The sequence below is a fragment of the Pseudomonas sp. ASL4 genome (assembly GCF_056680395.1).
This window is the reverse complement of sequence record NZ_CM155280.1, coordinates 6,132,137-6,144,079: the sequence shown is the minus strand read 5'-3', so window position 1 is coordinate 6,144,079 and position 11,943 is coordinate 6,132,137. Positions and strand designations below refer to the sequence as shown.

The following is an 11,943-nucleotide window of genomic DNA, read 5'->3' as shown; positions in this document are numbered from 1 at the left end:
GGAATCCGGTCCTGAGCGGCGCGTACCTGCGGTAAACACTGCTTTTGGCCTTTTTCCTACTTCGTTTGAGCCGTTTTCGCTACGTTTTAGAGATGCTTGGAAAATGCGGCAGTATCCGTTAAAGCCGAATGATGTTCAACACGTCGCCCGACAGGCTGACTTGTACGCCCGAGCCCCACAACGGATCGCGACGCAGGTCCTCGGAGACCTTGTAATGGCCCGCGATGGAGAGTAGTTCAGCGCTCATTTGCTGACAGAAAATTCGCGCTTTCGAGTCGCCCTTGACCCCGGCGAGTGCTCGACCGCGCATCGGGCCGTATACATGGATGTTCCCATCGGCGAGAAGTTCCGCCCCCGGGCTGACCGACGAAACGACGACCAAATCGCCACCCTGGGCATATATCTGTTGGCCACCACGTACTGGCGAAGTGATTACCTTCGTCGGTTTGATGGTCGGCTCCGGTGGTTTTTCCGGTTTTTTTACGACGACGCCTTCGTGTGGGTCCAGCGCACGCTCACGGGCGCCGGACGGCGGCAGCACTGGCAGGTCGACGGCAATGGCGGCGGCGATGTCTTCGATACGGCTGGCACGGATCGCGAGGGTGCGCAGGCCGTGCTGACGGCAGACGCGCATCAGCCCCGGCAAATCGACGGCGCCTTCACTGGCCGGGAGTTTGTCCAGGGCCAGCACCAGCGGCGCGTTGCTGAAGAAATTCGGCGCCTGGGCGACCTTGGCGGCCAGTTGCCGATCGAGCATCTCGAGGTCGTTGCGGGCCAGTTCCAGCACCGTAATGGCGAGCATGCTGCCCTTCAACTGGAACACGGGATCTTGGTCTAGCGGTTCGGTTTGGCTCATGGTCGGCATACAACGGCTTGTCACTAAAAGTGCCGAGACTTATAACGAGAACGCCCGCAGGCCGCAAGCCGGGTCGAACGATGTAGAATGCGCGGCCATTGTCTTTCCGGAACCTTTAATGGATCGCCCGCGTTTTCGTACAGCATTTCTTTCTCCTCGTTTCTGGCCATTGTGGTGCGGGCTGGGGCTGTTGTGGCTGATTGTTCAGTTGCCGTATCCGGCGTTGCTGTCAGTCGGTCGCGCCTTGGGTGCATTGATGTACCGAGTGGCCGGCGACCGACGGCGCATCGCCAAGCGCAATCTTGAACTGTGTTTCCCTGAAAAAACCGCTGTCGAGCGCAAGCGCCTGCTCAAGGAAAACTTCGCCTCGACCGGCATCGCCTTCTTCGAAATGGCCATGAGTTGGTGGTGGTCGCGTCAGCGCCTGGCCAAACTGGCCCATGTCGAAGGCCTGGAGCATTTGAAAAAAGCCCAGCGCGACGGCAAGGGTGTGATTCTGATGGCCCTGCATTTCACCACCCTGGAAATCGGTGCGGCGCTGCTCGGTCAGCAACATACGATCGACGGCATGTACCGCGAACACAAAAACCCATTGTTCGACTTCATCCAGCGCCGGGGCCGCGAGCGGCACAACCTCGATTCGCTGGCGGTGGAGCGCGACGACGTGCGCGGCATGCTCAAACTGCTGCGGGCCGGCCGGGCGATCTGGTACGCACCGGATCAGGACTACGGCGCCAAGCAAAGTATCTTCGTGCCGTTGTTCGGCATTCAGGCCGCGACCGTTACTGCTACCAGCAAGTTTGCACGGCTGGGCAAGGCGTTGGTGGTGCCGTTTACCCAGGAGCGCCTGGCAGACGGCAGCGGTTATCGGTTAGTGATTCATGCGCCGCTCGATAACTTCCCCGGCGAAACTGACGAGGCGGATTGTATTCGTATCAATCAGTGGGTCGAAGGCGCCTTGCGCGATTGTCCGCAGCAATACCTCTGGGCTCATCGCCGCTTCAAGAGCCGCCCACCAGGCGAGCCGAAACTGTACGCAAAACGCGGTTGAATCACCGATCCCTTTAGGCACCATGGAGTGTTGCGATGCGCCCAGCTGAACCGGTTACAGGATTGATTCTTTCCGGCGGCGGGGCTCGAGCGGCCTATCAGGTAGGGGTGCTGGCAGCGATTGCCGAGTTGCTGCCGCCCGGCGCGGACAATCCGTTTCCGGTGATCGTCGGCACGTCTGCCGGGGCGATCAACGCGGTCAGTCTGGCCAGCGGCGCGATGGACTTCCGCAGCGCTATCGAGCGTCTGACGGCCTTCTGGCAGGGTTTTCGCAGTCATCTGGTGTTGCGCAGCGACTGGCCGGGCGTGATCCACCAGGCCAGCCGGTTTGTCAGCCACAGCTTGCTCGGCATCGGCAGCCAGGTGCCGGTGGCGCTGCTCAACAGTTCACCGCTGCGGGGTTTGCTCAACGACAAACTGTCGATGGACGGCATTGCGCAAGCCATCGAGCAAAAGCAATTGCAGGCCGTGGCGGTGACCGCGTTCGGTTACGAGTCCGGTCAGGCGGTGACCTTCTATCAGGGCGGCGGCACCATCAATGCCTGGCTGCGCCATCGGCGGATTGGCGTGCCAACTCAATTGACCGTCGATCACTTGCTGGCCAGCTCGGCGATTCCGCTGCTGTTCGCCCCGGTGAAAATCGGCGAGGAGTTCTTCGGTGATGGCGCAGTGCGTCAGTCGGCGCCGATCAGCCCGGCCTTGCACCTGGGCGCCAGCAGAGTGCTGGTGGTGGGTGTCAGCGGCAACCCGCGCGGGATCGACCCTGAACAGCCGCTGGAGCGCGCCTACACCGGTCAGCAGCCAACGTTGGCGCAGATCGGCGGGCACCTGCTCAACAGCACGTTCATTGACAGCCTGGAAAGCGACATCGAGTTGTTGGAGCGTTTGAACCAGTTCAGTCACCTGATGCCCGATGGCACGCCGATTCGAACCTTGGGCGTGGCGCCGGTGGAAGTGCTGGTGATTTCGCCGAGTCAGCCAATCGATGAAATTGCCGCGCGTCATCGCCAGGAATTGCCGGCCGCGTTGCGCCTGTTTTTGCGCGGGCCGGGGGCGACCAAGACCAGTGGGGCAGGGGTGTTGAGCTATCTGCTGTTCGAGGCGGGGTATTGCAGCGAATTGATTGACCTCGGGCGGCGGGATGCGTTGGCCAAGCGGGATGAGTTGTGTCGGTTTCTTGGGTTGGCGGAGCCGGTGGTTGCGGCTACTGTCAGTTCTGACAGGTAGACGCTAATAGTCATTTGCGCCAGAGTGAATCCCTCGACAGAGGGGCATGACATGAGAGCGGAGCCGTGGATTGACACGCACACACCGACCCTTTCTGCGATGGATCCCCGTGGCCTGGCAATTCGAAACATCGCCTACTGCCGCCATCCGCTGAATCCCTCCATCGAAGCCCGCATCAGCCGCAACGGCTTCGATGCCCGCCGATTATTGGTCGCTTCGTGGGATCCGCGCCTTTGGGGGGTGGCGCCGACACCGAACCTCGCCACCCTCTATGGCTTGAATGGGCAACCTCTAATGAAGGACAGCGTTGATGCCGGTTGGCAACTGAGCCTGTCGAATCAGGCTGGCTCGGTACTCGAATTCCGGGACAGCCGCGGTAGCCAGCGTCGTACCGAATACGATGCGCTGCAGCGGCCGATCACCGTGACGGAGCAATTGGCCAATGAGTCGCCGCAAGTAACTGAGCGCCTGGACTATGGCGCGGTCGACGAAGACCGCGCGCTGCGTAACCAGTGTGGCCGGTTGGTCCGTCACGATCATCCGGCAGGCTCTCGTCAGGTCATTCAATATGGCTTGAATGGCGAGGCTTTGTCAGAGCAAACGCATTTTCTGCTCAGTCTGGAATCACCTGACTGGCCTCTCGAAATAATGGCTCGCAAAGAGTTGCTTGAAGAGACGGGCTTCGAGACCAATCTACGGTGCGGTCCCACAGGTGAGATGCTCGGCCAGATCGATGCCATGGAGAATCAGCGTCTGTTCGCTTACACGCGCGCCGGGGAGTTAAAAAGCACGCAATTGAAGTTGGCAGGCGCTGATGGATCCCCTGAGTTATTGGTCGACGAGATTCACTACGATGCGTCTGGCAATGTGGTTGGCGAGCGCATGGGTAATGATGTACGAACCACAGCGAGCTATGCCGCTGAGGATGGGCGCCTGCTGCAACTGATGTCTCGCGATGCCCGGGGCCAGGCTCTTCAGGTACTGGACTATGCCTACGATCCCGTTGGTAACGTTCGCAGTGTTCAAGACCATGCTCAATTGACGCGGCACTTCAACGGGCAACGGATCGAACCGATCAATCGTTTCCGCTATGACAGCCTCTACCAACTGATCGAAGCCACCGGCCGGGAGGTCAGCCAGCCCAGTCACGGCCCGGCCTTGCCCACCTGGAAAACATTGCCACTGGATCCCAACCAACTGCGCAACTACACCCAGAGGTTTGACTACGACGCCGCCGGCAATTTAATACGCCGTCAACATGGCGGCGCTGAAACTTTCGAAATGTTCACTTCGGACAACAGCAACCGTAGCGTCGCCGATAACGAGGACTTGGTTGACGGTTTCGATGCTAACGGTAATCAGCAGACGTTATTGCGCGGCCAGCCGATGGACTGGGATGTTCGCAATCAATTGAGTCGGGTCGCGATGGTCAGTCGAGAAAACGGGCCTGACGATAGTGAATGTTATTTTTATGCCAGCGCTGGGCAGCGCGCGCGCAAAACGCGCCTTACCCACACGGCCCGCCGCACGCTGTTGGCCGATGTTCGTTACTTGCCGGGCGTGGAGCTTCATTGCAATGCGGCCACTGGTGAAGAGTGGCATGTCATCTGCGTATTAGCGGGACGCAGCCAGGTGTGTGCGTTGCATTGGGTCACGAGACTGCCTAAAGGCCTGCAAAACAATCAACTTCGCTACAGCCTCAATGATCATCTTGGGTCAAGCACCGTGGAGTTGGATAAAGAGGGCCAATTGCTCAGTCGAGAGGGTTATTACCCCTATGGCGGCACCGCTTGGTGGGTGGGGCACGGTGACTCAGCGGGCGGGTACAAAACCATCCGTTATTCAGGCAAGGAAAGAGATGCCTCAGGGCTTTATTACTTTGGGTGGCGCTACTACGCACCATGGTTGCAGCGGTGGCTGAGTGCTGATCCGGCGGGTGATGTGAATGGTCTGAATTTGTTCGTGTTTTGCGGTAATAACCCGGTTAGTTACGCGGACCGGCAAGGACTGATGTGGGGAGATATTTCTTTTTCAGAAGCAATGCTGGATTTGAGATACGGAGTTATCAATTACTTGCATATGTTGCGGGGCCCGGACGCCGACGAGGTCAACGATCTAGTCACTTCCGGGTTCAGAACGGCGCTGGCGAGTTTGACCACGGTAACTGAAATGCTCAAACCTTCCGATACGTCGGATCCCGATATGAATGTTGTCAGGCACTACGCCAAAAACTCGTTCGGACCTGGATTCGATTCGGGGGCATTGCTTGAGAGGCTTGGTTTGTTGAAGGAGATGATGGAATTTTATGTCGAGCACCCCTCGCATATTGCGTTGGTCAAACGTTCGGACATCCAGACCGTCATGGGCAATGCGCGTGGGCAGGAAAAAAAGCTGTATGCCGGCGTGCGCATTGTTCCAAATGATGAGTTCGATCGATTGGTCATTTCTGAGAAGGAACTTTTTAGCCCTGACACGCTGGATATTGCCTTTGTTCACGCGATGGCCATAAAAGACGGTGCACATGAAGTCGTACCTTTTGACAGGGGCTATCCAATGATAGGCGCTGGTACGTTGGCTTATGGCGACGATTTGCTAAGTGGTCGTTTCGATGCTGAGTTGGTTTCTCGCGCCGCAAAGACACTATCCAGTGCAGACTTGAAAAAATATTTTGGCACCACGGACCTGAGAGAAATGGAACTTAACTTGAAGCTGGATTCTGATGTGCGCACGCGATTTATGATGGATGACGCAGGGGTAATCACTTCTTTCGTTACGACGGTTTCCCGTGCACTACAACCACCGGCGCCACCTTCGTATCCCCATGCATTGAGAGCGCGCGCCTCCGCGTCCTATCGTTCACCCAAGGCTGCGTAATAGATGGCTTTTCAACCGTGTCGACCTGCTTGCCTATTCCTCGGGCTGGAATCAGCAAGCAGGCCGCTATAACGGTTTTGATCAGAAGTGGAACTTCACCAGCAAGCTCGTCACGTTCTGATTGGTGGTGAACGAATTGGTGTCATCAATCCCGTACTTGTTCTTCCAGTAGTCGTACTCGACACCGACGTACAACTGCTTCGCGCCGAAATTCAGCGCTTTGCCCAAGTCGTATTTGACCTGCGGGTTGAAGTGCAGGTTAGCGTGGTAATCGCCACGGGCGTTTTTATCGTTGTCGACCACCCAGTCCATGTAGCCATCGATCAGGACGCTCGAATCGCCAACCGGGATGGTGTAGGACCAGACCGGTGTGATCTGCCAGACATTGTTGCCCGGACGATCACCATCAGGATGGCGCTGGTAGAAGTTCAGCTGGAAGTAGTCGAAGCCGGGGATCGCCAGGTCGAAACCCGGGCCGATCAGGTAGGACTCGACGTCGCCTTCACCAAACTCGTAAGTCATGGCCAGCAGCACGTCTTTGATCGGGCCGAACTCGATCTTTTTGTCCAGGACCTTGCCCAGCGAAATACGCGGGCTGAACTCGCCATAAGTGGAGTTCGGACCCGAGTTGGCGTCGTCCTTGCCGTTGTAGAAGATCTTGTCGACGAACAGGAAGTTATCCCCGTATTTCCAGGCGTCGGCGTGCTCAAAGGTGACGGTTTGCTGAATGGACGGGTTGACCTTGAAGCCCTTGCCGTAGAGGTAGGTCAGGCTGTTGTTCTGCCAAAGCAGCAGGTCGCCATTGTCAGCCATTGCCTGGCCCCCGGCCAACAAGGATCCCGCGAGCATCAGGCTGGTGCACGTGCGTTTCATTCGGTTGCTCCCAAAAAGTAGGTGGTTCCACGTTTTTTTTCTTAGGTCGGCGCTCTGGTGTGGCGCCTTTTGTTGCAGCTGTAAAAACTCATCCAATCGGTCAGCTTTAGTGCTCTTAGCAAGAGCTGAGCCAAGGCTTTCAAAAAGCAAAAAAACTCCCGCTCGGCTGTTCGAAAACAGTCGATTACGAGAGATTTTTGGATGCCTTGATACCGTCCAGAGCCGGGATAAGTTGGCTTTCTGGTCAGGAATTAAATCCGGGCTTTTTTTTAGACCAGATTCGGGCGGCCGCGGAGAATACTGACTCCTTGGCCAGGTCTCAAGTGCCCCGCAACAGCGCACCGACGACAGGTTTGGGGCACGGTTGTTGGCGGTGGGCCTGGCGTCGTTGAACGACAGGCTTGAGTCGGTAAAAACCATCTGATGCTTCCTCTTGTTTTTATTGTTGAGGCGCAGGCAGTTGCTGGTTGCCACAGGGCAGCCATTTCACAGGTTTTGATCAGTGCGTGTGGGCGTGGCAGTCGTTGATGGCCGCGCGTTCTCTACCGCCCAGAATGTTGAACAGCAGGTTCAACGACAGGGCGCTCAGCGTGGCCATGGCGATGCCGCTGTGGGTGATCGGGCTCATCCACAGTGGCAGGTGCGCGAAGAACTCCGGACGGACCACCGGGATCAGGCCCATGCCGATGCTCACTGCCACCAGCAGCTGGTTGCGGCGGTCACCGATGTCGGCTTCTTGCAGGATCTTGATGCCCGTGGCCGCAACCATGCCGAACATCGCAATGGCCGCGCCGCCCAGTACCGCCGGCGGAATCGACGCCACCAGGAACGCCGCTTTCGGCAGCAGGCTCAACACCACCAGCAAACCGCCGGCGACGATGGTCACCGAGCGGCAACGCACGCCGGTCATCTGCACCAGGCCGATGTTCTGGGCGAAGGAGGAGTGGGTGAACGTGTTGAAGAAACCGGCGAAAAACGAGGCGCCGGCATCACACAGCAAGCCGCGACGCAGCATCCGTGGGCAGACTTCCTGACCGGTGATCTTGCCCAAGGCCAGGAACATCCCGGTGGACTCGACGAAGATAATCACCACCACCAGGCACATCGACAGGATCGGTGCGAGTTCAAATTTCGGCATGCCGAAGTGCAGCGGCGTGACGATCTGCACCCATGGCGCTTGAGCCATGCCGCTGAGATCGACCATGCCGATCACGCCACAGAGCGCGTAGCCCAGGCACATGCCGATCAGCACGGAAATGTTGACCCAGAAACCGCGCATAAAGCGGTGGATCAATAGAATGGTCGCCAGCACCAGCGCGGCGATGGCCAGGTAAATCGGTGAACCGAATTGAGTCGCGCCAGCACCGCCGCCGGCCCAGTTCACGGCCACGGGGAACAGCGACAAACCGATCGAGGTGATGACGGTGCCGGTCACCAGCGGCGGGAAGAAGCGTACGACTTTGGACATGAACGGCGCGATGATCATGCCGAAGAATCCGGCGGCGATAGTCGCGCCGAAGATCCCTTGCAGGCCGATACCGGGCATGCCGGCCATGGCGACCATGCTGCCGACGGCGGCGAAACTGGCGCCCATCATCACCGGCATGCGGATGCCCATCGGGCCGATCCCAAGCGATTGCACGACGGTGGCAATGCCGGCGACCAGCAGGTCGGCGTTGATCAAAAAGGCGATTTCTTCACGACTCAGGCCAGCGGCCTGTCCGATGATCAGCGGTACCGCGATGGCGCCGCCGTACATCAGCAGTACGTGTTGCAGACCGACCAGGATCAGTTGCAAAAGAGGCAAACGCTGAATCGCGGGTGCGTCGGGGATGCGCGCTTCGGATAGCTCGGACATGCAACACCTCGGATCTTTTTTATTCTTGTGATTTTTTTCAGGCGAATCTGTGGCGAGGGAGCTTGCTCCCGCTGGGGCGCGAAGCGGCCCCGCTTTTCTCCAATAAGAAAGGGGACTGCTGCGCAGTCCAGCGGGAGCAAGCTCCCTCGCCACAAAAGCCCGCTTGTCACAGGCTTTTGTGTTGCTTAGTTGACTTGAGCTCCCTGATTGATCCAGGCACCAATCAGGTCACGTTCCTGCTGGGTCATCTGTGTGATGTTGCCCAGTGGCATGATCTGGCTGGCGACGGCTTGCGCCTGAATCCGCGGGGCCAATTGCTGGATTTGTTGCGGGGTATCGAACATCACGCCGGCCGGTGCTGCACTGAACAGCGGGCTGGTCGGTTTGGCCGAATGGCACACGGCGCAGCGTTCCTGAATCACGCTGTGCACTTTGTCGAACGCCGGGCCCTGGCTCGACGCTTGCGCCGGTGCGGCGGCAGGCGCTGCAGGCTTGGCCGCTTCAGGTTTGGCACCACCACCGAGGGCAGTTTCCGGCAACGGTTGGTACTCAATGGCGGCAGGGGCCTTCGCGACTTCAGGCGCAGTAGGCATCGGCGACGGGCCAGTCACGTAAGCCAGGCTGATCATGCCGACGGCTGCAACCGGCAGGGTCCAGGCAAACTTGTGGCTGTTGTGACGGGTGTTGAAGTAGTGACGCACCAACACCGCCAGCACCGCGATCCCGGCCAGGATCAGCCAGTTGTATTGGCTGCCGTAGGTGCTCGGAAAGTGGTTGCTGATCATGATGAACAGCACGGGCAAGGTGAAGTAGTTGTTGTGACGCGAACGCAGCAAACCTTTGGCCGGCAGCGCCGGATCGGGTGTGCGGTTCTCGGCAATCGCCGCGACCAACGCACGTTGCGCCGGCATGATGATGCGGAACACGTTACCGACCATGATGGTGCCGATGATCGCGCCAACGTGCAGGTACGCACCACGACCGCTGAACACTTTGCTGAAGCCGTAGGCCGCGCCGATGATCAGCACGAACAAAATTCCGCCGAGCAGGGCAGGGCGTTTGCCCAGGGCCGAGTCGCAGAGGAAGGAGTAGATGAACCAGCCGATGAACAGCGAGCCGATACCGATGGCCACGCCTTCAGGACCGCTCAGGCTGCTGCCCGGAGCCAGCAAGTACAGCGTCGGGTTGGAGTAGAACACCACGCACAGCAGCGCGATCCCCGACATCCAGGTGAAGTAGGCTTCCCATTTGAACCAGTGCAGGTTGTCCGGCATGGTCGGTGGAGCCAATTTGTATTTTTCCAGGTGATAGATACCGCCGCCGTGGATCGCCCACAGATCGCCCGCCAGACCGCTTTTCGGGTTGACCCGATTGAGGTTGTTTTCCAGCCAGACGAAATAGAACGACGCACCGATCCAGGCCACGCCAGTAATCATGTGAACCCAGCGCACGCTAAGGTTCAGCCATTCCAACAGATGTGCTTCCACAGTCTTTACCTCTCGCCTGTCACTCTGTTGTCGAGTGATCAGACCTTCTCTTATTGGTGGGGGGCAAGGATCAAACGCTCATCCTCTTTGAAAAAATGCTCATCGCAGTTATTGCCTGTGCCACTGCGATCAACCACCAGGAAGTCATCCCGCTTTTCGATCGTCAGCACCGGATGGTGCCAAACGCCGCGATGGTAATTAATGCCCTGCCTGCCGTTGGTGACGAAGGCGCGGACCAAGCCTGATACAGGTTCATCGCCAAGTGGCGCGACCACGATCAGAAAGGGGTTGCCGAGCAGCGGGATGAAAGCCTGGCTGCCCAGCGGGTGACGCTCCAGCATGCTGACGGTCAGCGGCATGTCCTGCGCGTCGGCGCGGAAGATGCTGATGATCGCGTTATCCTCTGGCGTGGCGGTTTGCACCGTCGCCAGTTTATGGAAGCGCATGGTCGAACCGTTGTTGATCATGAAGTGATCGCTACCGTCGGTTTCAATCACGTCACCGAAAGGGGCGAAGGCTTCTTTGGTCAGCGGTTCAATCGTCAATGTGCGCATGCTGGTCTTCTTACCTTGAATTCTGTGTTGTTTATTGTGGCGAGGGAGCTTGCTCCCGTTGGACTGCGTAGCAGTCCCCTTACTTCCTGGAGAAAAGCGGGGCCGCTTCGCAGCCCAGCGGGAGCAAGCTCCCTCGCCACAGGTTCAGCGCTTATTTAGCGACCTTGCCCAGTACGCGCAGGCGGCTCACACCACCATCCGGGAACACGTTCAGGCGGATGTGGGTGATCGGGCCCAGCGCCTTGATCTGCTCGGCGAAGGTGTGTTCAGCGTGCATTTCCAGTTTCTGCGCTGGCAGCAGTTCGCGCCAGAACAACGATTGGGTTTCGATCTGGCTGTCAGTGCCGCCCTTCACGAAAGCGCCCTGGATCGAGCACGTGTCCGGGTAGTTGCCCTTGAAGTGCAGGGTGTCGACGATGACTTTCTCGACTTCGCCCGCATGACCCAGCGCGACGATCACCCAGTCATTGCCTGGCGTGCGACGACGTGCGGTTTCCCAGCCGTCGCCCATGTTGATGCCACGGCCCGGGTTGAGGATGTTGCTCATGCGGCCGAAGTGTTCATCGGAGCAGGCGAGGGCGCGGCCACCGTTGAGGGCTGCGGCCAGGTCGATCTGCTCGTTGTCGCCAACGGCCGACCAGTCGCGGTGCGGAACGCCGTACACACGCAGACGCGCTACGCCACCATCCGGGTAGATGTTGAAGCGCAGGTGGCTGAATGCCCGGTCGTTGTTGATTTCGTGGAAGTGATGGCTGTTGCCTTGCAGCTCGACAGCCGACAGCACTTCAACCCACTGGGTGTTTTCAGTCGGTTCGCCTTCTGCCAGGAAGCAGGCTTCCAGGGAGGCCGACGGCGGGAAGTTGCCGGTGAAGAATGAAGTATCGATGTCCACGCCTTTGATCGAACCTGGTACGCCCAGGCGGATCACGGCACTGTCATAGCCTTCGAAGCGCTTGCGGCGCGATTCCCAGCCGTCCATCCACTTGCCATTGTCATCGAACACGCCTTCTTTCCACACCGCCGGGGTCGGCTGGAACAGGCGGTTGGCATCAGCGAACCAGTCATCGGTGACCGAGATGATTTTGGTGCCCAGACGGGCATCGGCCAGGTTGACGAACTTCTCGAAAGGTACGGCGTAAGCTTTCATTCTTCTTGTCTGCCTTT

9 protein-coding genes are annotated in these 11,943 nt (G+C 58.6%); 3 read left to right on the top strand and 6 right to left on the bottom strand.

Annotated elements, in window-relative coordinates; genetic code table 11:
• Positions 1 to 118: 118 nt before the first annotated feature.
• Complete coding sequence (gene minC, locus AC1MEW_RS28055; RefSeq protein ID WP_322267826.1) at positions 119 to 856, bottom strand: septum site-determining protein MinC; 738 nt, start codon at positions 854 to 856, stop codon at positions 119 to 121.
• 118 nt (positions 857 to 974) lie between these two features.
• Between minC and AC1MEW_RS28050 the strand changes: the two genes are divergently transcribed.
• The 3 genes from AC1MEW_RS28050 to AC1MEW_RS28040 are packed head-to-tail and all read left to right on the top strand — an operon-like array spanning position 975 to position 6,007.
• Positions 975 to 1,907: a lipid A biosynthesis lauroyl acyltransferase gene (locus tag AC1MEW_RS28050; RefSeq protein ID WP_201201960.1), complete on the top strand. Its 933-nt coding sequence runs from the start codon at positions 975 to 977 to the stop codon at positions 1,905 to 1,907.
• Positions 1,908 to 1,942: 35 nt separating this feature from the next.
• Positions 1,943 to 3,133: a patatin-like phospholipase family protein gene (locus AC1MEW_RS28045; protein WP_201255946.1), complete on the top strand. Its 1,191-nt coding sequence runs from the start codon at positions 1,943 to 1,945 to the stop codon at positions 3,131 to 3,133.
• 51 nt (positions 3,134 to 3,184) lie between these two features.
• On the top strand, positions 3,185 to 6,007 hold the full coding sequence (locus AC1MEW_RS28040; RefSeq protein WP_323570333.1) for an RHS repeat domain-containing protein: 2,823 nt from the start codon (positions 3,185 to 3,187) through the stop codon (positions 6,005 to 6,007).
• 81 nt (positions 6,008 to 6,088) lie between these two features.
• Here the strand turns inward: AC1MEW_RS28040 and AC1MEW_RS28035 are convergent, their stop codons facing one another.
• The 5 genes from AC1MEW_RS28035 to alc form a co-directional block, all read right to left on the bottom strand.
• A complete protein-coding gene (locus AC1MEW_RS28035; RefSeq protein WP_201201967.1) occupies positions 6,089 to 6,880 on the bottom strand; it encodes an outer membrane protein OmpK in 792 nt (263 codons plus the stop codon).
• Positions 6,881 to 7,379: 499 nt separating this feature from the next.
• The gene (locus tag AC1MEW_RS28030) at positions 7,380 to 8,738 is read right to left on the bottom strand and encodes a nucleobase:cation symporter-2 family protein (protein ID WP_201201969.1); all 1,359 of its coding nucleotides are present in this window, start codon (positions 8,736 to 8,738) and stop codon (positions 7,380 to 7,382) included.
• A 185-nt stretch (positions 8,739 to 8,923) separates the two neighbouring features.
• Entirely contained in the window at positions 8,924 to 10,225 is a 1,302-nt protein-coding gene (locus AC1MEW_RS28025; RefSeq protein ID WP_201201970.1) for a urate hydroxylase PuuD, read from the bottom strand.
• A 50-nt stretch (positions 10,226 to 10,275) separates the two neighbouring features.
• Positions 10,276 to 10,779, bottom strand: coding sequence for an ureidoglycolate lyase (locus AC1MEW_RS28020; RefSeq protein ID WP_010456681.1), 504 nt, complete (start codon positions 10,777 to 10,779; stop codon positions 10,276 to 10,278).
• 151 nt (positions 10,780 to 10,930) lie between these two features.
• A complete protein-coding gene (gene alc, locus AC1MEW_RS28015; RefSeq protein WP_323570332.1) occupies positions 10,931 to 11,926 on the bottom strand; it encodes an allantoicase in 996 nt (331 codons plus the stop codon).
• Positions 11,927 to 11,943: the final 17 nt, after the last annotated feature.